This is a genomic window from Aphanothece hegewaldii CCALA 016 (assembly GCF_003007785.1).
GTDB classification, from domain to species: domain Bacteria; phylum Cyanobacteriota; class Cyanobacteriia; order Cyanobacteriales; family Microcystaceae; genus Chroococcus; species Chroococcus hegewaldii.
In genome coordinates, this window is record NZ_PXOH01000008.1 from 22,186 (window position 1) to 46,145 (window position 23,960).

Annotated in this window: 22 protein-coding genes; 6 read left to right on the forward strand and 16 right to left on the reverse strand. The window is 36.7% G+C overall.

All coding sequences use genetic code 11. From position 1 onward, the window contains the following. Positions 1 to 29 precede the first annotated feature (29 nt). Positions 30 to 3,041 carry an exonuclease subunit SbcC gene (gene sbcC / locus C7H19_RS09655; protein WP_106456672.1) on the reverse strand — a complete coding sequence of 1,004 codons (3,012 nt, stop codon included), beginning with the start codon at positions 3,039 to 3,041 and terminating at the stop codon, positions 30 to 32. 119 nt (positions 3,042 to 3,160) lie between these two features. Beyond that, entirely contained in the window at positions 3,161 to 3,316 is a 156-nt protein-coding gene (locus C7H19_RS25605; RefSeq protein ID WP_181280567.1) for a hypothetical protein, read from the reverse strand. 296 nt (positions 3,317 to 3,612) lie between these two features. Between C7H19_RS25605 and C7H19_RS09660 the strand changes: the two genes are divergently transcribed. Further along, positions 3,613 to 4,638, forward strand: coding sequence for a 2OG-Fe(II) oxygenase (locus C7H19_RS09660; protein ID WP_106456673.1), 1,026 nt, complete (start codon positions 3,613 to 3,615; stop codon positions 4,636 to 4,638). A gap of 2 nt (positions 4,639 to 4,640) precedes the next feature. Here the strand turns inward: C7H19_RS09660 and C7H19_RS09665 are convergent, their stop codons facing one another. Then, a complete protein-coding gene (locus C7H19_RS09665; protein WP_106456674.1) occupies positions 4,641 to 5,327 on the reverse strand; it encodes a chemotaxis protein CheB in 687 nt (228 codons plus the stop codon). Positions 5,328 to 5,494: 167 nt separating this feature from the next. Here C7H19_RS09665 and C7H19_RS09670 point away from each other — a divergent pair, with 167 nt between their 5' ends. Beyond that, complete coding sequence (locus tag C7H19_RS09670; protein WP_106456675.1) at positions 5,495 to 6,208, forward strand: Crp/Fnr family transcriptional regulator; 714 nt, start codon at positions 5,495 to 5,497, stop codon at positions 6,206 to 6,208. A 64-nt stretch (positions 6,209 to 6,272) separates the two neighbouring features. Here the strand turns inward: C7H19_RS09670 and nirD are convergent, their stop codons facing one another. The 6 genes from nirD to C7H19_RS09700 all read right to left on the reverse strand — a co-directional run bounded on the left by nirD (position 6,273) and on the right by C7H19_RS09700 (position 11,860). Further along, positions 6,273 to 6,635, reverse strand: coding sequence for a nitrite reductase small subunit NirD (gene nirD, locus C7H19_RS09675; RefSeq protein WP_106456676.1), 363 nt, complete (start codon positions 6,633 to 6,635; stop codon positions 6,273 to 6,275). A gap of 207 nt (positions 6,636 to 6,842) precedes the next feature. Further along, positions 6,843 to 9,422, reverse strand: a complete 2,580-nt coding sequence (gene nirB / locus C7H19_RS09680; RefSeq protein ID WP_245927423.1) for a nitrite reductase large subunit NirB — start codon at positions 9,420 to 9,422, stop codon at positions 6,843 to 6,845. Positions 9,423 to 9,494: 72 nt separating this feature from the next. Beyond that, positions 9,495 to 9,701, reverse strand: a complete 207-nt coding sequence (locus C7H19_RS09685) for a hypothetical protein (RefSeq protein ID WP_219907625.1) — start codon at positions 9,699 to 9,701, stop codon at positions 9,495 to 9,497. Between the two features lie 190 nt (positions 9,702 to 9,891). After that, a complete protein-coding gene (locus tag C7H19_RS09690) occupies positions 9,892 to 10,911 on the reverse strand; it encodes a glycoside hydrolase family 10-like protein (RefSeq protein WP_106456677.1) in 1,020 nt (339 codons plus the stop codon). A 58-nt stretch (positions 10,912 to 10,969) separates the two neighbouring features. Beyond that, a complete protein-coding gene (locus C7H19_RS09695) occupies positions 10,970 to 11,416 on the reverse strand; it encodes a DUF29 domain-containing protein (protein WP_106456678.1) in 447 nt (148 codons plus the stop codon). Positions 11,417 to 11,458: 42 nt separating this feature from the next. After that, entirely contained in the window at positions 11,459 to 11,860 is a 402-nt protein-coding gene (locus C7H19_RS09700) for a ribosomal maturation YjgA family protein (RefSeq protein WP_106456679.1), read from the reverse strand. Between the two features lie 77 nt (positions 11,861 to 11,937). On the opposite strand from C7H19_RS09700, the gene C7H19_RS09705 reads away from it, so the two are divergent. From C7H19_RS09705 to C7H19_RS09715, 3 genes are read left to right on the forward strand one after another with little or no spacing between them, the layout of a single operon-like run. Next, positions 11,938 to 14,190, forward strand: a complete 2,253-nt coding sequence (locus tag C7H19_RS09705; RefSeq protein ID WP_106456680.1) for a PBP1A family penicillin-binding protein — start codon at positions 11,938 to 11,940, stop codon at positions 14,188 to 14,190. Positions 14,191 to 14,226: 36 nt separating this feature from the next. Further along, positions 14,227 to 16,140, forward strand: coding sequence for an ABC-F family ATP-binding cassette domain-containing protein (locus C7H19_RS09710; protein ID WP_106456681.1), 1,914 nt, complete (start codon positions 14,227 to 14,229; stop codon positions 16,138 to 16,140). A 36-nt stretch (positions 16,141 to 16,176) separates the two neighbouring features. Then, positions 16,177 to 16,419, forward strand: coding sequence for a hypothetical protein (locus tag C7H19_RS09715; RefSeq protein WP_106456682.1), 243 nt, complete (start codon positions 16,177 to 16,179; stop codon positions 16,417 to 16,419). A 2-nt stretch (positions 16,420 to 16,421) separates the two neighbouring features. Here C7H19_RS09715 and C7H19_RS09720 read toward each other — a convergent pair whose 3' ends face one another. The 4 genes from C7H19_RS09720 to C7H19_RS09735 form a co-directional block, all read right to left on the reverse strand. Further along, positions 16,422 to 17,255 carry a metallophosphoesterase gene (locus C7H19_RS09720; RefSeq protein WP_106456683.1) on the reverse strand — a complete coding sequence of 278 codons (834 nt, stop codon included), beginning with the start codon at positions 17,253 to 17,255 and terminating at the stop codon, positions 16,422 to 16,424. Between the two features lie 80 nt (positions 17,256 to 17,335). After that, the gene (gene egtD, locus C7H19_RS09725) at positions 17,336 to 18,340 is read right to left on the reverse strand and encodes an L-histidine N(alpha)-methyltransferase (RefSeq protein ID WP_106456684.1); all 1,005 of its coding nucleotides are present in this window, start codon (positions 18,338 to 18,340) and stop codon (positions 17,336 to 17,338) included. 160 nt (positions 18,341 to 18,500) lie between these two features. Beyond that, the gene (locus tag C7H19_RS09730) at positions 18,501 to 19,883 is read right to left on the reverse strand and encodes a UDP-glucose dehydrogenase family protein (RefSeq protein WP_106456685.1); all 1,383 of its coding nucleotides are present in this window, start codon (positions 19,881 to 19,883) and stop codon (positions 18,501 to 18,503) included. 67 nt (positions 19,884 to 19,950) lie between these two features. After that, positions 19,951 to 20,880, reverse strand: a complete 930-nt coding sequence (locus C7H19_RS09735) for a UDP-glucuronic acid decarboxylase family protein (RefSeq protein WP_106456686.1) — start codon at positions 20,878 to 20,880, stop codon at positions 19,951 to 19,953. A gap of 338 nt (positions 20,881 to 21,218) precedes the next feature. Between C7H19_RS09735 and C7H19_RS09740 the strand changes: the two genes are divergently transcribed. Continuing rightward, the gene (locus tag C7H19_RS09740; protein ID WP_106456687.1) at positions 21,219 to 21,641 is read left to right on the forward strand and encodes a GNAT family N-acetyltransferase; all 423 of its coding nucleotides are present in this window, start codon (positions 21,219 to 21,221) and stop codon (positions 21,639 to 21,641) included. On the opposite strand, the gene C7H19_RS09745 is transcribed toward C7H19_RS09740, so the two are convergent. From C7H19_RS09745 to prmC, 3 genes are read right to left on the reverse strand one after another with little or no spacing between them, the layout of a single operon-like run. Continuing rightward, positions 21,638 to 22,402, reverse strand: coding sequence for a sensor histidine kinase (locus C7H19_RS09745; RefSeq protein WP_106456688.1), 765 nt, complete (start codon positions 22,400 to 22,402; stop codon positions 21,638 to 21,640). The genes C7H19_RS09740 and C7H19_RS09745 overlap by 4 nt on opposite strands. Positions 22,403 to 22,424: 22 nt before the next feature. Continuing rightward, entirely contained in the window at positions 22,425 to 23,009 is a 585-nt protein-coding gene (locus tag C7H19_RS09750) for an L-threonylcarbamoyladenylate synthase (protein WP_106456689.1), read from the reverse strand. Between the two features lie 7 nt (positions 23,010 to 23,016). Further along, entirely contained in the window at positions 23,017 to 23,958 is a 942-nt protein-coding gene (prmC, locus tag C7H19_RS09755) for a peptide chain release factor N(5)-glutamine methyltransferase (protein ID WP_106456690.1), read from the reverse strand. Positions 23,959 to 23,960 lie beyond the last annotated feature (2 nt).

Here is a 23,960-nt window from a genome sequence, read left to right on the forward strand (position 1 = left end):
GGATTTGGTATGATTAGTTAGAAAAAGTTTTAATTAGATAGGCTTAGTTTTGAGCCTTGATTGGTTTTATAAACTTCAATTCTGTTTTGAAAGGCTTCTTTAAACTGTGGCATATGAGTTACTGTTAAAACACAAGAAAAGTCGTTAGCAATGGCGTTAATGGCAGCAATTAAGCGATCGCATCCTTCGCTATCTTGTGTCCCAAAACCTTCATCTATAATTAAAAGTTGTAATGATGTTCCTGCCCGTTGCGCTAATAATTTTGCTAAGGCTAAACGAATGGAAAAGTTAATCCGAAATGCTTCGCCACCCGAATAGGTTTCATAGGGACGAGTTCCTTGGGCATCAGAGATATTAATTTCTAAGGTGTCAATTAATTTAGCATTTTTTCTCTTTCCTGCTTTTTGGGTCAAAAATAGGACATGGAGTTGGTTGCCGGTTAATCGAGATAAAATATGATTGGTTTGGGCTTCTAATTCTGGTAAAACATTTTCGATCATTAAGGTTTGAATGCCATTTTTACCAAATGCTAGAGCTAGTTCTTGATGAATTCGATATTTTTTCTTGACTTCTCTGAGTTGTTTTTTGGTTTCTATTTGTTGATTTTTTAATTTTTCTAAGTGACTTGAAGATGCTTCTAAACGTCCTTTTTGTCCGAACAACTCTTCAAGTTTTTTTCGTCGTTGTTGAATCTCTATATTTAGGGTTTGTATTTCTTCTCGGTAGTCTTTTATATTCATGAATTGTTGTCTTAATTGCTCTAATTCTTGTTTGGTGGTAGCTTGTTCAGTTTGTTTTTGTTGTATGGTATTTTCTAAGTCTCGATATTGTTCTTGTAGTTCAGGATATTTTCGTTCTGCTTGTTTTAATTGATCATATCGAGATTGACTGTTTTTGGCTTGACGTAGAGCATTGCTAATATCTATGTGTTGCGATCGCTCATAGCCTAATTCTTTTATTTGCTGCTCAATTTCTCTGATTTTTATTTTAATTTCTGAAGTGTGTTGTAACTGTTGAATGGCTTCTTGTAGCTGATTAATTTTCTTGACAATTTGCGGTTTTTTTGCATTAATTTCGGTTTGACGCTCTTGAGCCTCATTAATTCTAGCTTGTTTAATTTCTGCCCATTTCAATTGATTTTCTTGACTTTTTAGTAGACCATGAGTTTTTTCATCATATTTTAAATTTTCCAGTTCTTGATTTAATAATTTTAAGTCTACTTGTAAGTCCTGAGCAAAATTATGACTCGATAAATCTAATTCTATTTGTTCAATTTCTGCTTGATTTTTTTTCAGTTTACTAAGCGTCTCATGACTGGCTTCTAATTGCATTTCTAATTGATTAAAATGCTGTTGCAATCTATTATAAGGTTCTATTTCTTGATTGAGTGTATTTTCTTCTTGATGTATATTTTGTAAATCCTTCATACACCGTGTAATTTGTTCTTTTAATTCCCAAATATCTTCTTGTAAATTTTGTTGTTGATTTTGAGTTTTTTTAATCACTTGATGTCGATGATGATGATCTAACTCTTGTTCACACAAAGGACAATTTGCTTCATGATTTGAAATTAGTTCTAATTTTTTAATTAACTCATCTAATTGTTTTTCATAAATTCGTTGTTGTTCTTGTAGTCTTTGTTGAACTGATTTTTTATCGCTTCGTTTTTCCTCAAGTCGTTTTTGATAATTCTTTTTTTTATCTAATTCTTGAATTTGCGTATCAATTGTCAGGGCTTCTTGACGAATTTGTGGTATTTTTGCTAATTCTTTTTCTAACTGTTCTTTAATTATTGTTAATAGTTCTAATTTAGCAATGAATTTATCTTTTTTTCGAGCAATTTCGTTTTCTAAACTTTGACGACGTTGCTGCAAAGGAGAAACTTCACTATAGAGTTTTTCTAATTCATTAATTCGTTGTCGAATTTGCCGTAATCTTTCTAAATTCGTTTTGACTTCAGATGCTTGGTTCAATATTTGCTGATTTTCTTGTTCTTGCTTTTGGATAAATTCTAACTGTGATTGAGCTTTTTGACTTTGCAGTTCTAGTTCATTACTTTGTTTAAATAGCTGTTGTTCTAATTGTTGCTTCTGTTGTTGTGAATCTTGGAACAACTGAAATTTTTCTAATAATTTTTTGTCTTCTTCTTCCAAATTGAGTAAATGTTGATACTGCGCTAAAATTTCAGGAGACTTGTTTAAAATCTCGTCTTGTTCGGCTATTTGATTCCTTAGAATAGATTTATTTTTAACTAATCGCTCACCATCTTGAGTAAGAGTTTGATACTTATTTTGTTTCTCATTAAGTTGTTGTTCCCAAGTTTTACGTTGCGCTTCTTCGGTTTGTAATTGTTGTAATTTTTCTACATCTTGAGCAATTAAGTTTTGTAACTGTTGAATTTCCGCTTCTAAACTTAGTAATTGCGCTGTAATTGTTTCTTTCTGCTTTAATTCTTGCTCAAGGGGTGCTAAACTATTTTCTAATTGTTCAGCTTGTCCTTTAAACTGTTTAGATAAATCCTTGGCTTGCTCGGCTAATTGTTCATACTGTTCTAATTTCAATAAATCTGCTAATATTTGTTTACGCTCATTGGGGCGACGTTGCATAAATTCGTCGGCTCTTCCTTGACGCAAATAAGCTGAATTAATAAAAGTATCGTAATCTAGTTTTAAACAGGTATTAATATGCTCTTGTGTATCTCGTATTCCTTTTCCTGATAAACTGCGAAATTTCCCTGCATTTTCGATTTGAAAATCTAATGAACTGTTTTTCCCTTTCTGACGAGTGCGAATGACTCGATAGGTTTGTTCATTACAGATAAACTGAAAATCAACACGGACAAAATCTGCTCCCGTGTGCATGACATTCTCTTCGGTTGCCGCCCGACTCTCTCCCCACAATGCCCAGGTAATGGCTTCTAGTAGGGATGATTTACCTGCGCCATTCGCACCACAGATACAAGCGGTGTGAAATCCCCGAAAGTCTAGGGTTGCCTCTTGATAGCTCAAAAAGTTTTTTAGAGTCAGTTGTAGAGGAATCATTCAATCAAAGAGTTATAAGGTGAGAAGTTGCACCAAAATAGTACATAAATATTAAGTTAACAGAAAATTGGGAATATTGTAACGATTCCCGAATAAAAGGTTAAATTAAAGATCTCTCTTTAGAGGTTGAGTAATATTAAAGAAGGCAGTAAGCTAATAGGTGCGGGAACCATTTCCCCTCGAAAATCGAGCAACTGGACTAAAATTAGGTAAGCCACAGCGATGAGGATTGAGATAGCTCCAGTAATAATGGCGACGATTTTACCTTTTTCCATATTTTTATCTGTTAAAATTACTTGTTACTCATTTTAGCGAAAAGAAAAGGCAAACTGAATGAAAACACTATTTTTCTCAAAATTTTGGTCAAAGTGCGAACTCACTAAATTTTTTAGACAAATAGCTCATGAGAGCGACTAAAGACAAGTTGAACTTGAGTTATGTTTTTTTAGTTTGCAAAGGAAACAATCAAGGATTTTTTTTGTCTTATATTAGTGATGTGATAAAGTAAAAAAAAAGTTGAGTTTGTGGACTCAATATTCATCAAAATGTACATCAGATTGACTAAAATAAAATGTTTATTAACCCAACTGTTTTAAATAATTTAGATTTATATCGAGACAAATTTGAAAATGCTCAACCCTTCAAATACATTGTAATAGAAAATTTTTTACAAGAAGATTTAGCTCAAAAGTTGTTAGATGAGTTTCCAGTTTTTGATCCCCAAAAAGCCCTTAATGAATTGGGGTATGTTGGTGGCAAAGCTGTTCATGAAAACATGAAAGAAATTAGTACTTTATATGCTAAGTTTGCTCATTATGTTTGCTCCAAAGAATTTTTAAATGTCGTTTCCCAAATCACAGGGATTGAAAAACTAATCGGAGATGAAACCTTTTTTGGCGGTGGCACTCATGAAAATTTACACGGACAAGATTTAGATGCACACGTCGATTTTAATTATGATGAAAGAAGATGGTTACATAGGCGTTTAAACTTAATTATCTTTTTAAATCATGAATGGGATGATAGTTGGGGTGGCTTATTAGAACTTCATTCTAATCCACGAGATCCAGATTATAATCAAGTGACGGCTTTTGCTCCTCTTTTTAATCGTTGTGTTTTGTTTGAAACAAACGAATATTCATGGCATGGTTTCCCTAGAATTAATATACCTGAAGATAAGCGATATATTACTCGAAAATCTCTATCGATTTATTTATATTCTAAAGATAGACCTCAAGAAGAAATAGCCCCGCCTCATGCTACATTTTATATCAATCGTCCTCTTCCTGCTCAGATTCAAGAAGGAAATACATTAACAACTGAAGATTATCAAGCGATTAGAAATCTTCTGCAAAGAAGAGATGATATGATTGAGTTTTATCAAAAAAGAGAATTAAAAGAATCGGCAGAAAAACATAAGTATACTTTTTCTTCTCTTCCTGAAACCCATGAAGAACTTAGAAAAGATTACGATAATTTATTGAGACACTATCATGAGTTACAGAATCGTTATGATAATTTGTATAACAGCAAAGCTGGTAAAATTTTAAGAATTTTATCAAAAGTCAAAAACAAGATTCAAAAAGCAATTAGATAAATCTAAGCTCTTTTTAGATGAGTACAATTAACTAAATGAATTAATGCTGGAGCGATCGCATCTAACGGCAACACCTGATCGACTTTTTGGGTATCAATAGCAGCTTTGGGCATACTAAAACATTCGGCCGTGTTTTCATCTTGAGCAAGAATAATACCACCTTGTCTTTTAATCGCTAAAACGCCTAATGCACCGTCAGTCATTCTACCCGTTAAGACAACAGCGATCGCTCTACTCTTGTAACTATTAGCTAGTGACCAAAATAGTTTATCAGCAGCAGGACGAGAAAAACTGACTTTAGCTGAATCGGATAAAGATAGCGTACCATCTGGCTTAATCAGTACGTGCTTATTAGGAACTGGTGTATAAACCGTTCCCCGACGTAATAACTCGCCGTCTTCTGCTGGTTTAACTTGTAGAGAAGTGCGATCGCTAAGAATTTCTGTCAGATAACTCGGAAGATTTGCGGGTAGATGTTGAACAATAACAATAGCGGCCGGAAAATCAGACGGTAGAGCAGACACAATAGTGCTGATTGCTTTTAGTCCCCCAAAAGATGCAGCGAGACCGATCACATTGTAGGGAACATCAGGGAAATGAGAAAAAACCCAATGTCTTGGCTGACTTAAGGCTTGTTTTGTCAAAGCTTGGTCAGATAATAGCCGACTGCTGATAACAGAGGTATTCATTAAATGAATCAATAATGAGTTATTGTACTAAGCTCATAACTTCATCCTACTAAATAAATCGCTATTATGTACGCTAGAGTACATAAAAATTGATCCTTAGTTAGAGGTCATCCCCTATAGATTCGTTAGGGTTAAAACATAATCTGTTTTAAAAACTGTTAATTTTTATGTCATCTTCTCCTGATCCTAGACAAAATCGGCTTTTAGCGTCACTACCCGATGAAGAATATAATCGTCTTTTACCACTCCTAAAATATGTCCCTTTAGAGTTAAAAAAAATTCTTTATGAAGTAAATGAGCCAATTCAACACGTTTATTTCCCGTTACATGGCGTGATTTCATTGCTCACCATTATGGAAGATGAATCTATTGCCGAAGTGGGTACAATTGGCAATGAGGGTTTTGTAGGTTTGCCTGTCTTTTTAGGGGCCGAGCAAGTTCCAGGTCGAGCTTTAGCGCAAGTGTCAGGTGATGCGATGCGAATGGACACTCAAGCTTTTAAACGCGAGGTTAAACCCGAAATGGTATTATTTAATCTGCTACAACGTTATACTCAGGCAATGTTTAACCAAATTGCCCAGACTGCGGCTTGTAATCGTTTACATAATATTGAAGAGCGATTTTGTCGCTGGATCTTGATGTCTCAAGATCGAGTACATACAGACCAATTTTTTTTAACTCAAGAATTTCTATCCCAAATGTTAGGGGTACGTCGTGCTGCTGTCAATAAAGTAGCAACTACGATACAAAAAGCGGGATTGATTCAATATATAAGAGGTAAGATGACTATTCTAGACCGAGAGGGGTTAGAATCATCTTCTTGCGAGTGTTATGCTATTATCAAAGCCGAGTACGATCGCTTACTTGACGGCAAGAACTGACTAAAAACAAAAAAATGTAGGACAAGTTTAGCTCATCCTACAAGAGTGTGTAACCAAATCTATACTAAAAACAGCTTTCGACTTTAACTCTTCCCTCATCAACCTGTACTGAATAGGTGGGAATTTTCACTGTTTCATCATCGAGACATTCACCTGTTTTTAAGTTGAAATTTTGCTTGTAAATGGGTGAAGCGACTTTAATGATTCCTTTGCGATCGCCGACTAATCCTCTTGATAGTACATATGCCTTGCTAAAAGGATCGTAATTATTCAGTGCGTAAACTTCTTCAGTTGCACCAACTCGAAAAATCGCAATTTGTTCGCCATTGACTAAAGCGCAAACTCCTGTATCGGGTTGAATATCTTCTATTGAACAAACATCAACCCATTGTTTAATTTCTGTCTGTTTTTGTAATGCTTGTACCATAATTGAACTCCTGATATAAATGATTGGATTTTGAACCTCTTCCTTTAATATGACCAGTGAATCAATTCACTGTCTGTATAGCATAAGTCCAACGGGGCTTACAAGGTCAGCCGTACGACGGCAGACACAGCCCCTCATTGAAATGGACTCTCATGCCATTAAGTGAGTCGGTTAAAACCGACTGTAGAGACGCGCCATGGCGCGTCTCTACGAGACAGGGATTAAAATCCCTGGCGATCTCATGATTTCTTTTTCTTGTTGGGTTGCGGGGCGTTTTTGTCCGCGTTCTTCAACATAAGCTAAACTTGGATCACTCTGATCGCTATTGACAAAATGACGGAAACGTGTTAGCTTTTGTGGATCTTCAATAGTCGCTTTCCATTCACATTGATAAGTATTGACTAAACTTTGCATTTGTGCCTCTAATTCGGCAGCAATTCCCAAGGAATCGTCAATAATCACCTGTTTTAGATAGTCAATTCCACCTTCTAGCTTATTGAACCAAGTCGCAGTTCTTTCTAAGCGATCGGCTGTGCGAACATAGAAAATGAGAAATCGATCTAAATATTTAATCAGCGTTTCTTTATCGATATCAGTCGCTAATAAAACCGCGTGTTGGGGTTTAATTCCTCCATTACCACATACATAAAGATTCCATCCTTTCTCAGTGGCAATAATCCCAAAATCTTTACTTTGCGCTTCGGCGCATTCGCGGGTACATCCAGATACAGCCGATTTTAGTTTATGGGGCGATCGTAAACCACGATAGCGTAATTCTACTTCAATCGCTAAACTGGTTGAATCTTGTACTCCAAAGCGGCACCAAGTACTACCCACACAAGATTTTACCGTTCTTAAAGCCTTACCGTAAGCATGACCCGATTCAAAACCCGCGTCAACTAATTGTTTCCAAATATGAGGTAATTGATCGACTCTTGCACCGAATAAATCGATTCTTTGTCCTCCAGTGATCTTAGTATAGAGTCCAAATTCTGTAGCAATTTCGCCTAATGCAATGAGTTTATCGGGTGTAATTTCTCCCCCTGGTACGCGTGGTACGACTGAATAGGTACCATCTCTTTGAATATTGGCTAAATAGTAATCATTGGTATCTTGTAAACCGACATGAGGGGTACTTAAGATATGTTCATTCCAAGTCGAAGCAAGCATCGAAGCAACAGCAGGTTTACAAATTTCGCATCCTTTACCTGTGCCAAATTTCTCTAGAAGTTCACCAAAGCTTTTAATTTGATGGAATCTCAATAAGTGATACAATTCCTGACGAGAATAAGCGAAGTGTTCACACAGATGGTTATTAACTGCGACTCCTGCTTTTTTCAGTTCAGATTTGAGTAAATCAGTAACCAGAGGAACACAACCCCCGCAACCTGTACCCGCTTTCGTACATTTTTTCAGAGTAGGAACGTCTCTTAAATTATCATCTCGAATAGCACGGCAAATATCACCTTTTGAAACATTATTACAAGAACAAATTTGCGCGGTATCGGGTAAGCTATCGACTCCCATTGTCGCTAAAGATGCTTTTCCTTCACGAGGAGACATCAATAAATCTTCGGGATGAGGGGGTAAAGTAATTTGGTTTTGGACAAATTGTAACAGAGTTCCGTAGTCTGATGCGTCGCCAACTAAAATACCACCGAGTAGATATTTGCCGTCTTCTGAGAGAACTAATTTTTTATAGACACCTTGTCGGGAGTCAACAAAAGTAACATCTTTTGCACCCGATGTTTTACCGAAATGATCCCCAAAACTGGCGACATCTACCCCTAATAATTTTAGTTTGGTACACATATCTGCGCCCGTAAAACTGTTATCATTGTTACCATTTTTGCTAAAGCGATCGGCAACAACTTCCGCCATTTTATACCCTGGTGCAACTAAACCATAAATTCGGTTTTGATGTAGCGCACATTCACCAATGGCAAAAATATCAGGATCAGAGGTTTGGCAGGATTCATCAATAATAATACCGCCTCTTTCACCGATGGTTAAATCACTCTTTCTGGCTAAATCATCTCTGGGGCGAATTCCAGCCGAAAAGACAATCATATCTGTCTCTAATTCGCTACCATCAGCAAAGACCATTTTAGTCACTTTGCCATCTTCATTAACAATTTCTTGGGTGACTTTATTGGTATGTACCGTTAACCCTAATTCCTCGATTTTTGCTCTTAAAACCTGTCCACCCAAATCATCTACTTGAACAGGCATCAAACGAGGCATAAATTCAATAATATGAGTCTTTAGACCCAAGTTTTGTAAGGCATTGGCGCATTCTAAGCCAAGTAATCCTCCCCCAACAACAACCCCAGTTTTACACTGTTTCGCATAAGCCGAAATTTGTTCTAGATCATCAATGGTTCGATAAACAAATGTCCCTGTTGCGTCATTCCCTTTGATAGGTGGGACAAAAGGATAAGAACCAGTTGCTAAAACAATTTTATCGTATTCTATTTCTACACCATTAGCAGAAATTACCTTTTTTTGTTCTCGATTAATTATTTCTGCTTTATCACCAATATAAACTTTTAAGCCATTCTCTTGATAGAATCCAGGTTCAACTAAAGATAAATCTGCTGCGGTTTTTCCTGCAAAGAAACCACTCAAATTAACGCGATCGTATGCTACTCTTGACTCTTCACAAAAGGTAATGATATTCCAATCATGATGGCCTTCTTTTTTCACCATCAACTCTAAGAATTTATGCCCAACCATCCCATTACCAATAACAATTAAATTCCGTAAGCCAACCATATCTGATTCCATAACTCCATCTATCGCCATCCTAGAGGATATTTTCAGGGAATTCTAGAGGGGTGATGAAAGAATCAAAATACTTTAATCCGCTTTTTGCATTATGGGTAGAGCAAAGATATTAGAGTATTTATTGCTAGAAATTTTATTAAGCTTAATTTTGCTCCGTCGTTTACCCATTTCTTTCTGTTGAATAACAATATTATCTCTATTTTGTTCTAGAAATTTTTCTAACTCATCAAATGGGACTTCAACAGTTTGATTATTTTTTAGCTTGAGAGTAAACAGCATAAGCTTTTAATCCCATCATTAGGATTTTTCTCACTAATTTAATATTACAATCCTTTTGACGGGATTGCAATAGTTTGTAGTCCCTTATTAGCATTAGTATATTTTAAAAAGTTTTTTAACCACCACCAAATCAAACATATAAAAGTTTTTCATAGTAAAAGAGGACTCAAATTATCATAAAAAATAATCTCTATTTTCGCATCTCTAATAAAGAACTGATAAATCGTCTTTCCCAACAAAAAACGGAAAAACCATAACCAGATTCATTAACAACTTTAATTTGCTCTTTGATTTCTTTTTCCGTCGTATCCCAAGGAGCAAAAACACCGATCGCAACGGGAACAAATCGAGAAGCTTCAGCAACTCCAGATGTATTAATTGATTGCTGAACTTGTGTGGGTGTTTTTCGATAAACTTGTACAACCACTTCATCAATATAACCTTTATTAATCCATTTTATCCAATTTTGGTTATAGCGATTGACCGAAAAAGCATAAGGATTAGGGGATAAACTAAAAATAAGTTTAGGATTTTTTTCTTGTATAAGTTGATAAACTTTTTGAGTTAGATTAGTTAAAGATTGTTGATGATAACCAAATTGTACAGGAATTGCCCAATGATCATCGAATTGTATTCCTTCAAGATCATATTTTATAATTTCTTCGACCATACTTAATATATAGTCTTGTACTTCTGGATGTGATGGGTCTAACCAGACAAAGTGATCAATAACTGTTTTTCCATCAGGAGTTTTTAGTAACCAGTCAGGATGTGATTTTGCAATTTGGCTATTAGGCGATAATATTAAACCATATTCTAACCAAGCATATACTTTTAAACCTTGACGTTTGCCTTCTTTGGCTACATATTTTAAAGGATTTGTTAAAGGTGGAGATAAAAATAAACTTGTCATTCCTGTATTTCTAACTTTTCTGTGTGACGGATATAATGTACCCCAATCACCGTAAACATTAACATAAATTCGATTATAACCTGAACGAGAAAGATGATTTAAAACATTATCTAAAAGTGTTGTATGGTGAAGAAATGCTGTACCGATATCGGTTAGCCAAACGCCTCTAATTGTTTTAAACTCTTTTGCTGTACGCTGAATTGATGGTGCTGGTTTAAGTAAGAAATATGTTACGATTACTACGAATAAGGTTACTAAGCTGAGTTTAAATTTCTGAGTATTACTTTTGAAAAGCATAGTTTAATTAAACAATTGTTTTTATCTTTATCTTCCATCTATTCAGCTTTTTGTTATTTTAAGGTTGCCAATTCTCATTTAATAATTGCTCTAAAGTATAGGGACAAGTTGTGGGAAAAGTATTTAAACGAGTTTTCTGTATAACATATCTAAGAGCATCTTGATAAATAACATTCAACTCTTGTTCTAAATGCTGACGTAGATTAATTGTTAAATGTCTTCGTAATTGAGTGCGACAACTAACTATTTCTGCTTTCCAGTGAGCCGAACTATTTTGATACTCTTCTGACCAATATTGCAGCAATAAAAGATGTCTAATAACCTGTTCTAATAAGCTTACTGCTTTATTTCTATCTTTTTTGCTCAAATATTCTAATTCCTCAATCAAATTCTCTATGTCTAATTCATCTAAACGATTAGCCTTTAAAAGTTTAATGGTTTCCTCTAACCATAAATGGTCATCAATTTCGTAAAGAGTTTTTAAATCATTTTTTGTATATAACATCGCTCTATAATTTTCGTCAAAGTATATAAATAATCATCACACTTATCTAGCATGATTATATTCTACAATTTTTCTGAGCCACCACCAACCGATCAAACAACCGATCGCATAATACAGAAAATCCCATCCCGAAAAAGTTGTACCAAGTAAAAGACGACCCAAAGTATAAGAACGAAATAGCTGTAATAATGGAGGATGCCACAGTTGTAAAAACTCCAGTAAGCTTGTAATAATAAAAACTCCTAGAGAAATAAAAATAATAGATTGTTTTTTTGTAAAAAGTGCAAAGAAAAACAAACACCAAAACACTTCGTACCAGATCGCAGCGAAAGAATTATTTAACCAGTCTTCGCCCCAACCTCGATAATATTTAGAGGCTAAACCTAGTAAGGTAACGATGATAATAGATAGAATAATTGTCGATCGCACTCTAACCCGTTTCATTTTTACAACTGCGTTCTTAGAAGCCAAAAGAGTTTTGTTTAAATCGCTATAATAGACAATGAAATTGTAGCAATATCATGACGAATCAGCCACCTGATCCCCAAAAAAATCAGCTTACTCAGATGCTAACCGTAGCCATTGAAAAAGCTAGGGTTAATTTTAATGCGTTATCCCTGAAAAAAGGCGCGAGAGTCCCAGAATTGAAGATCCAAGATGGAGATGATCAACCAGTACAAAATTATCCGTTAGTTGGCGATCGCTATACGGTTGGTCGTAGTTCTAGTTCTAGTGATATTGTGATCCGTAGTCCGATCGTCAGTCAAGTCCACTTTTCCCTACAACGCGATAAAAAAAATCCTAATTGTTTTTATCTCCAAGACGAAAACTCAACCAATGGAGTTTATTTCAAAAAACGTCGCATCAAAAAACCTTTTTTACTCCATCATGGTGATACTATTACGATCGCCCCACCGACATTAGCGAATGCGATTAATATTTCCTATTACAACCCGCCCCCAGTTTGGGTAAAAGGGTTACGATATGGATTATATGGCGTTGGTGGAATTGCGAGTCTGTGTGCTGCGATCGTTGGGGTAGAATGGTTTAAATATCCTGTCTATCCGTTACCTAATGGTGTTAGTGAACCCGTTGTTATTTACGCTAGAGATGGACAAACTCCCCTCAATCCTATTCAAACGGAAAATCATCGAGAATTAGAAAAATTATCCGATTTTTCCCCTTATTTACCTAAAGCGGTGCTTGCTTCTGAGGATAGTCGTTATTACTGGCATTTTGGTGTAGATCCTTATGGTATCTCACGGGCAGTTGTCGCCAACGTTCGCGGGGGAGGGATCAAAGAAGGTGCAAGTACACTAACTCAACAGTTAGCAAGAAGTCTATTTTCTGAGGTTGGTAGACAAAATAACGCCAGTCGTAAATTACGGGAAATGGTTGTCGCTTTGAAGTTAGAAGCGGTTTATAGTAAAAACGAAATCCTAAGAAATTATCTCAATAAAGTTTATCTCGGTGTCGGTAACTATGGGTTTGAAGATGCAGCCGAATTTTATTTCGATAAATCAGCCAAAGATTTAACTTTATCAGAAGCGGCTACCTTAGTGGCGATGTTGCCCGCACCAAACCTGTATAATCCTGTACAGAACTACGATCGCTCTATACAATATCGTAATCGAGTGATCAACCGCATGGAAAGCCTGAGAATGATTAGTGAAGAGGAAGCAGATAGGGCAAGACGATCGCGTATTGAAGTCAGTCCAAAAGCCACAAAAGCTCTCTCACAAATTATAGCCCCCTATTTTCATAGTTATGTTTTCCAAGAATTACGAGAATTACTCGGAGAAGATTTAGCCAAAGAAGGAAACTTTATTGTAGAAACGGGACTCAATCTTAGTATCCAAACACAAGCCGAAAAAGCCCTTAAAAACAACATTAATACCAATGGTTCTCGTTTTGGGTATTCAAACGGCGCATTAGTAACGATTAATCCGAAAACTGGAGAAATCTTAGCCCTAGTCGGTGGTGTAGACTATAAAAAAAGCCAGTTTAATCGCGCTACACAAGCCAAACGACAACCAGGATCAACCTTTAAAGTATTTGCTTATGCGGCGGCAATAGAAGACGGCAGATCACCGAATAAAGTTTATTCCTGTGATGCCATTTTTTGGAAAGGACAACGCTATAAACCCTGTGAACGAAGTAGCGGAAGTGTCGATATGTATCGCGGGTTAGCCCAGTCGGAAAATGCGATCGCCCTCAGAGTTGCCAAAGATGTCGGTTTAGATCGCGTGATTTCCGTCGCCCGCAAAGCAGGAATCACATCACCGATAAAAGAGGTTCCAGGGCTAGTTTTAGGGCAAAATGAAGCAACTGTTTTAGAAATTACGGGGGGGTATAGCATCTTTGCTAATCAAGGTATATGGACACGTCCTCACGCAATCAGACGCATTTTAGACGGGGGAGACTGTACAAATAATGAGGATATTAATACCTGTCGCGTGATTTATGAATTTTCTCAAGATTCGCAAGCAACTGATCAAGCTATTTCGCCAGAAGTTGCCCGTACTATGAATCAAATGATGCAAGGGGTAATTCAAAGCGGAACGGGAAAAGCCGCTAATATTGGAGTAGGTGCAGCAGGCAAAACGGGAACCACCGATAAAAGTGTTGATTTGTGGTTTATTGGATATACAACAAACGATCAATTACTGACTGGGGTTTGGTTGGGCAATGACGATAATTCACCCACAAAAGGGAGTAGTAGTCAAGCCGCGCAACTCTGGGGAAGTTATATGAAAACGATTATTAAAGATTAAAGATAAGAAAGCAGCCGATAAGGATTTTAGATTAATATGACGGTTTTTACATTGCGATCGCTCTCCAAAGATTTTGGCATTAAAGAAATTCTCAAAGATGCGAGTTTTAGCCTTGATGAAGGGGATAAAGTCGGATTAATTGGTACAAATGGTTCGGGAAAATCAACCTTACTAAAAATGATTGCAGGGCTAGAACCCATAGACGGCGGCGAAATTTGGATTAATTCGGGATCTAAAGTGATTTATTTGCCGCAACAGCCCAATTTAGACGAAAATTGTACGGTTTTAGAACAGGTTTTCGCTGATAGTGGCGAACAGATGTCGTTAATTCGAGAATATGAAGAACTTTCCGCAAAACTAGCCCATAGTCCTAAAAATCCCGATGAACTTCTGTCGCGTTTGTCAAGAGTTACGCAACAAATCGAAACATTAGGAGCGTGGGAACTCGAAAGTAACGCTAAGATTATTCTCTCTCAACTGGGTATTCAAGACTTTGAGGCAAAAATCGGCAGTCTTTCAGGAGGATATCGAAAACGTATTGCTTTAGCGACTGCTTTACTTTCTGAACCCGATGTGTTACTGATGGATGAACCGACTAACCATCTTGACGCGCTTTCAGTGGAATGGTTACAGAGTTATTTAAAACGTTTTCGCGGTGCATTATTACTCATTACACACGATCGCTATTTCTTAGATCAAGTCACTAACCGTATTATCGAAATTGATCGGGGTGATTTATATTCATATTCAGGCAATTACGCTTATTATCTCGAAAAAAAAGCCGAATCTGAAGACTCCGCCGCCAGTAGTCAACGCAAACACGCAGGAGTATTAAGACGAGAATTAGAATGGCTAAAACGAGGGCCAAAAGCCAGAAGTACCAAGCAAAAAGCCAGAATACAGCGTATTCAAGAGATGCGAGGTCAAGAATTCAAGCAAATACAAGGAAAAGTAGAGATTACAACCGCAGGTCGTCGAATTGGGAAAAAAGTCATTGAATTAAACAATCTGAGTAAATCTTATGATGACCGTATTTTAATTAAAGATTTTACCTATATTTTCAATCCAGAAGACCGCATCGGAATTATTGGGAGTAATGGCGCGGGAAAATCAACTCTAATGGATATGATTACAGGTAGAGTGCAGCCAGATTCGGGTACAGTAGAAATAGGTTCTACTATTCAAATTGGCTATTTTGACCAACATTCAGAAGACTTAAACCTGAATGAAAATCAACGAGCGATCGACTATCTTAAAAGTATTGCAGAATTAGTTAAAACCGCCGATGGTACTGTGATTACAGCATCTCAGATGTTAGAACGGTTTTTGTTTACCCCAAATCAACAATATTCACCTATAAAAATGCTTTCGGGGGGAGAAAGACGGCGACTATTTTTATTACAGGTTCTCATGAGTTCGCCAAATGTACTGATTTTAGACGAACCGACGAACGATCTCGATGTTCAAACCTTGGGAGTTTTAGAAGAATATCTCGAAGACTTTAACGGGTGTGTGATAGTAGTATCGCACGATCGCTATTTTCTTGATCGTACTGTTGATACGATTTTTGCTTTTGAGTCAGGGGGCGTTTTAAAACAATATCCGGGTAACTATTCAGTTTATCTCGACTACAAAAAAAGCGAAGAAGACACCAAACGAAGCGAAACCCAAGAGAAAAAAACAAATACTAAACCAAAATATCAAAATTCTTCTGCTAGTGTGACAAAACCTCGAAAACTTTCCTTTAAAGAAAAACAGGAATATGAAAAGCTAGAAAAACAAATCCCCGAAATGGAAGCGCAAAAAGAAGAATTAGAAAAGAATTTGTATAACAATCCTCCCAGTGAGTATAGCAAAATGAAACAACTCACCGAACATTTAGGACAATTAACCCAAGACATTGATACAGCAACCGAAAGATGGTTAGAACTCGCAGAACAATTGAATTAATAAAATGAAAGTTAAGCGTGTTTTAGATTAAAACAGATGAATACAGTAGAGTTAAAGAATCAATTCGCTATCTGTGTTTCAAACCAAAAATATGAAGATTTAGAGGTTTGGAAAGTTTATAGGGTACTTTTGGATGATAAAGCAAGTGAATTAGGTTGTTTACGAGTTATAGATGAATCTGGCGAAGATTATCTTTATCCAGCGAGTCGGTTTGTTGTTGTAGAATTACCCGAAGAGGTTCAGGCGCGTTTAATGGCAGTTGTCGAGAACTCAGGTTAAAGTTAATTAATCAAAGTAATTACCGTGAGTTCTGGGGGACAAAAAAAACGACCTGGAAAATAAGTTCCAAGTCCTCGATTTACATACAATTGGTTATTACCTATACAATGATATCCCTGCGCCCATTCCCAATGTTTGGCTACCTGCGAACATTGCCTCAAATAAGGAATAAATTTTTGTACTGATTTAGGTACTACTTTGCGTAATTGTTGCCCGATAATTGGTGCAGAACCCAAACCGGGGATAAAAACTTGTCCACCGTGAGTATGTCCCGATAATTGTAGATCAACGCGCCATTTTTTTAAGATTTCGGCGGTATCAGGATTGTGTGATAAAACAATTCTAGGTACATTAGAATCTAGGTGATCAATGATTGCTAGACCTGAGCGAAATTCTCGTGACCAATAATCTGCTAATCCAATAATGGGAAAATTGGGGCCAAATGGTATAGCTATACCGTTCCAAAGTACCGTAATTTCTGCACTATTTAAAGCCCTGATGACTTGTGTTCTAGCATTAGGATAGTAAATATCATGATTACCCAAACAAGCAAAAATTCCGTTTTTACTCTTGAGTGATTTTAGTCTAGAACTTAAGGCATTAATCGGAGTTGGGTCATCGGTGATATAATCGCCTGTTAAGAGAACTACATCGGGATTTTCTTGATTACTGACACAGATCGCTTGTTCTAATAACTGATCACTAAGACAGAAGCCATCATAATGTAAATCGGAGAGTTGAACTAATTTTAGCCCAACTAAACTAGATGGTAAATCAGCGATCGCAATCGTTAATCGTTCAACTTTTAAAGGTTCTACCCAAATTGGCGATAACATTTAACTTTTTCCTCCTCACCTTAACTTATAAAATACTTTCTTACGGTTCTTATTGGTGAGAGCTTGTATTCTTCAATACTTTATAAACACTGACACAAAATTAAACCAAACCATTTTTGAGGATCTGTCCAACTTTGAAGCGGTTTTAACCCTTGATTTTCTAAATATTGTTCCATTTGAGATAAATTAAATTTACGAGAAATTTCTGTTTGAATTGTTTCTCCCTCTTGAAAAGTTACCGTTAAATCTAAAGCCTCTAACCGAACTTTATGGGATTTTTTGCAAATCAAGTGCATTTCGATTTGATTTTCTTGGGTATTATAAAAAGCCCAATGTTTGAATAAATTAGGGTCAAAATTTCCTTGAAAACGCTGATTGAGATGATTTAACATATTCAAGTTAAAAGCGGCGGTAATTCCTTGACGATCATTGTATGCCGCTTCTAAAATATCAATTGGCTTTTGTAAGTCTATTCCTAATAAGAAATAATCTCCTGATTTTAGGGCTGAGGTGATTTGGCTAAAAAAGCGATCGCATTCAGTTTCTTTTAAATTGCCTAATGTACTCCCTAAAAATAACATCATTCTAGCAGGAAATAAACTCGGCGGTAAACTTTGTAAAGCGACTTCGTATGTTCCGACTATTCCTTTAATTTGTAGAGAAGAATAATCATTAAGTAATTGTTTAGCACTATCTTCGAGAATCGTCATACTAATATCAATTGGTACATAGCTTAACGGATAATCGAGAGTTTTATAAGCATCTAGCAATAAACGAGTTTTAGTAGAACTCCCGCTCCCTAATTCTATTAATTCACATTTTCCCGTTTGTTGAGCAATTTCAACGCCATATTTTTGTAATATTTCGGTTTCGGTTCGGGTTGGATAATATTCACTTAATGTACAAATTTGCTCAAATAGTAAAGATCCTTTGGCATCATAAAAATAACGAGGGGGTAGGGTTTTATGTTGTTGATTTAATCCTTTAATCACTTCAGAACCATCATCAGAAAAGTCAACAAACTCTTGAATATATTTAATTTGTAAACGAGTATTTAAGTAATTATTATCTTTTAATAAAGACATAAAAAAATTCCGTTTGCTTTTAGTCTTTGATGTGTAGAAATTAGGGTTTGGCAACCAAACCCCCACAGTTATCAGTCATCAGTGTATCGTTTTTTTTGACTGTATTAAAGGGTTTGGAATCCCTACCCCTACAATAGCATTTTTGAATCCCTAAAAAAAATTAATGGCCAATTCCCACATATCGGAAGCCAATTTCTTCTAAAGCTTCTCGACTTAGAAAGTTACGTCCATCAATCAATACTTTATTAAACATAGATTTAGCCATTTTTTCATAGTTTAAACTTAAGAATTCTTTCCAGTCGGTGACTAAAACAAGGGCATCACAGCCATCGGCTAACATTTCCGGATCAGTTTCAATGATCACTCCCGTTAATCCATGACTTAAACCACTTTGGGAAACAATAGGATCATAAGCCTTTACTTTAGCCCCTAAACGATTGAGTTGTTCAATGAGAGTTAGAGAGGGCGCATCTCTCATATCGTCTGTATCGGGCTTAAAAGTCAATCCTAGCAAACCAATCGTTTTACCTTTAAGGATTTTTAGTTCGTGCTGTAGTTTTTCGATCGCAATAACGCGCTGACGTTGGTTAACGTGAACTGCTGCATTTAGTAATTCAGTCTGAAAACCATAATCATCGGCAGTATGAATCAACGCGGAAACGTCTTTCGGGAAACAAGATCCGCCCCAACCGATCCCCGACTGTAAAAACTTACTACCGATACGGGAGTCTAAACCAATACCTCTAGCTACTTGAGTTACATCAGCACCAACGCGATCGCATATATTCGCCACTTCATTAATAAAGCTAATCTTAACAGCCAAAAAAGCATTAGCCGCATATTTGATCATTTCAGCCGAACTTAAATCGGTGACAACAACGGGAACATGGGGTAATGAGGGATCATCAGCAAATTTTCGCTCGACGATGGGGATATAAAGTTCCTGCATCATAGCGATCGCTTTTTTGCTATTGCTACCTAAAACAATGCGATCGGGATTAAAAGTATCATAAACCGCCGAACCTTCCCGTAAAAATTCTGGGTTACTGACAACATCAAAATCAGCGTGTATCGGTTCAGGCACACCGCCCCCCCCTGCTGTAACTAGAGTTTTCTGACGTTCCTCAATACCATCTAAAACAATGCGTCTAACCCAGTCACCCGAACCAATAGGCACAGTAGATTTATTGACGATCACTTTGTAGCCACCGTTCAAATGCACCCCAATACCACGCGCTACCGCCTCTACATAGCGTGTATCACTTTCGCCGGTTGGTAAAGGAGGAGTACCCACCGCAATAAAAAGAATTTCGCCATGTTTAACACCCGCGCCCAAATCCGTCGAAAATTCTAAACGTCCAGATTGAGCCGACGACTGCATTAATTCAGACAATCCAGGTTCATAAATGGGGGACTGTCCCGCTTTCATTAGTTTAACTTTTTCTTCGTTATTATCTATACAAATGACATGATGACCACTATGGGCTAAACAAACACCAGTTACTAAACCGACGTAACCTGTCCCGATAACACAAACGCGCATAGATTAACTCCTAAAATAAAAATAATTTTTTGGTAGATTCGGATGACAACGATTTGATGCAATTTTACTAACTTTTCAGACGATCTCTAAAATCTTTGATTGTTAGTTCTAGTCCTTCAAAAAGAGGCACCGTCGGTTCCCATCCTAAATAGGTTTTAGCACGAGTAATATCGGGTTGACGTTTTTTTGGGTCATCTTCGGGTAAAGGATTAAAAATTAATTCCGCAGTCGGGTTAATCATGCCTTGTATAATTTCTGCTAATTCTAAGATGGTGTATTCGCCTGGGTTCCCAAGATTCATCGGGCCGATAAAATCACTATTCATGAGACGGATAAACCCTTCGACGAGATCAGAGACATAGCAAAAACTACGGGTTTGTGAGCCATCCCCATAAATGGTTAAGGGTTCACCTCGCAATGCTTGAACAATAAAGTTACTGACAACTCTACCATCATTTTCGAGCATTCTAGGTCCGTATGTGTTGAAAATGCGAACCACTCTAATATCCACGCCGTGTTCTCGATGATATTCAAAAGCTAAGGTTTCAGCGACTCGCTTTCCTTCATCGTAACAAGCCCGTAATCCTGTACAATTAACGTTTCCTCGATATTCTTCGTGTTGTGGATGGACATCGGGATCGCCGTAGACTTCGGAGGTTGAGGCGAGAAAAAATCTAGCTTTGACCCGTTTGGCTAAACCCAGCATATATAATGTACCTAAAACATTGGTTTTAATCGTTTTGACGGGATTAAACTGATAATGGACGGGCGAAGCAGGACAAGCCAAATGATAAATCTGATCGACTTCTAAACGAATAGGCTCGGTAATGTCATGGCGCACCAGTTCAAAATAAGGATGACCAATCCATTTGAGGATATTTCGTTTATCACCTGTATAAAAGTTATCTAGACATAGAACTTCGTGTCCTTGTTCCATCAAGCGATCAATCAAATGGGAACCAATAAAACCAGCACCGCCTGTAACTAGGATTCTCATATAACTGACTGTTAAAATAATGAAATTATTCTTAAAGTACCTTTGGCCGGCGATTTTGGCAAATGTATTTTAGCTCTCCTCTCAAAATATATTACCTAAATGTGACTTTTTATGCTTTGTTTTCGACCTAAAACATAACCATCAAGAAATACTAACAATTTAGACGAATAATGATTGAAATTTTCTGTAATTATTGTTACAATTTGAAGAATTATTCAAAAATGCGATAAAATGCTGAATCAGTTTAATCAGTTACGTTGATTGGGTAGAAGGATCAATCCCTTACAAATTCTTTAAAACTTTAAATTACCAAACATATATTCTAGGAATGTTCAACAATGGACGATTGTCACATTCAATTTTTTTGCGATAAATCAAAAGTAGATCTCTATCAACTTCAAGAATTATATAATGTTGCCGCTTTTTGGGCGCAAGATCGTCCCATAGAAAAGTTAGAAATTGCTATTGCTCATAGTTATCCAGTCGTGACTGTTTGGTATGGGTCAAAAATGATTGGTTTTGCTCGTGCTACATCGGATGGAATTTATCGCGCTACTATTTGGGATGTTTTAATTCATCCTGACTATCAAAGAATGGGTTTAGGTCGTAAATTAGTTAAAACTATCCTATCTCATCCTCATATTCATTCAGTTGAAAAAGTTTATTTAATGACGACTCATCAACAAAATTTTTATCAAAAAATGGGCTTCTCTGTCAATCAGACAACAACTATGGTTATTTGTCCTAATCATTTTGATTAATGGCTATTGAGTGAAGAAACTACTGGCAATACTATCTCAATCTGTGTCAGATAATTTGGTTCTAGTTCTGCTGTTAATTCTTTTAAAATAATTTTTCCTTTCATCATTGTTATTAATTTATGTGATAAACAAAATTTTAGGTTAAGTGAATAATCTACAGATGAAGCTTTTAAATTATTCTTTTGTTTCCATTCGTCTAGAGGACATTCTAAATTAATTTGAATAATTCCTAATGAAGAATTTCGCTCACCAATCGCTAAAATTTGAATTGTCCCTTTTTCTTGAACATTAATCACGCCATCAATGAGGAGGAAAAGTACAAATAAAAGACGTTGCTCATCAGCAACAAAATATAAGTCTGTGGCAAGAGTTAGTATGTCTAATCTTAAATTACGATTGGCAGCTTGTAAATAAATCAGTTGATACAAATCCCCAAAAAGTTTTTGAATGGAAATCTTTTCTAAATGTAAGGGAAGTGTTCCTGATTCAATTTTAGAAATTTTTATAATATCATCAATAATTTTTAGAAATTTTTGTGCAGCTTGGTAAGCTTGAGCAATACATTCTCGTTCTTCGATTGGATTTTCACACAAATCAGATAAAATTAATTGATGTAATCCCATTAAACTCGCCAAAGGTGAGCGTAATTCATGAGCAATTCGTCCCAAAAACCCTGTTTTTATTTGATTAATATGTCTCAGTATTTCGCATTGAATTTTAGTTTCTTCTAGTTCGGCTTTTAAGGAATCTATTTCATTCATAAAATCGGGATATTATTTTCTTTTATCCTTCTAGTTTAATCCCACCTTGTCGCAGAATCTCCCATCCCTGTTGAGTCCATTTAGCTACTGTTGAAGGAAGACCGCTACCAAGATAAACTTCTTGTGGTGCATCTAAAATAAATACATCTGAAAAAGTCTGAACAATGTCTGTTGGAGTAAATAAAGGTTCTTCTCCTGATAGATTAGCGCTCGTTGTTGCAAGAGGTCCCGTTTGTGAAAGCAGTTTTAGAGCAAGCTGATGATGAGGAACTCTAATACCAATTGTAGACGGATCAAGAGGATTCATCACAGATGGGACTTTTTTTGAAGCGGGTAAAACGAGAGTAAGTTGACCTGGCCAATGTTGTTGTGTGATTTGTTGCCAAATTTTTTTTTCTTTCTCTGTTCCGGTAACATACGGCCATAAATCTTCGCCTAGTGATCCCATGAGAATTAAGGGTTTATCAGGGGGTCGTTTTTTTGCAGCAAAAATTAGATCACAATAGGTCGGTAAAGTGGCTAAAGCAGGTACTGTATCGGTGGGAAAACTAATTACTTTACCCTCTTTAGCATGATTAATTATTTCTGTTGAGGAAACTATAGGCATATTTTTCTTAGCGTCGATAAGCTAAAACAAACCGATCAAATCCTGCTAAATCATTAATAATTTGAATATTACAATAATTTCCTTGTTCTTCTAAAAGTCTCATAACTTGTTCTCCTTGTCCTGCCATCATTTCAATGAGCCAGATCCCCCCAGAATGCAGATAGTCGGGCGCACTTTGCACTAAATAACGAATTGCATCTAAGCCATCTTCTCCACCGTCTAGGGCGATTTTAGGTTCATAAGCCGCGACTTCTGGCTGTAGGGTGGGTATAATTTGGGAAGGAATATAAGGTGGGTTAGAAATCATCCCACTAATTTGACGGGGCGTACAAGCCCCGCACGCAGGTGGCGGGGACAGCCCCTCACCTTTAAATGCTTCTAAAGGTGTCCACCACGAACCTTGTAATAACTGTATTCGTTCGGCAAATCCTAAACGATTTATATTTTCTTGCGCGATCGCTATGGCTTCTGAACTTGTATCCGTAGCATATATTTTAGCTTTTGTCAAGGATTCGGCTAAAGCAATGGCGATCGCACCGCTTCCCGTACCGAGATCGACCCAAATTCCTGTACTTAAATCTAATGAGCTATTTTGAACCGCTTTGAGGGCGTTATCAATGATTAATTCAGTTTCAGGACGGGGAATGAGAACAGCAGGAGAGACGTTTAAAAGATATGAGCGCCAATGGGTTTGACCAATGAGATATTGTAGTGGAATACGGTTTTGTGTCCGTTTACGCCAAAGTTGGGTGAGTTGATCTAAATCATATTTTAAAAAAATTTGCGATCGCTGTTTAAATGATTCTAGCCGCAAAGCGAGGCTATCTAAATCAGTCACTTCGATTAATAGCCAGTCAACTTCTTTAACTGAAATCGAAGCCGCGATCGCTTGTTGTTTAGCTTGCTCTCGCCACAAACTAAGGTCTTTTCCTGAACAACTAAAAGACACTG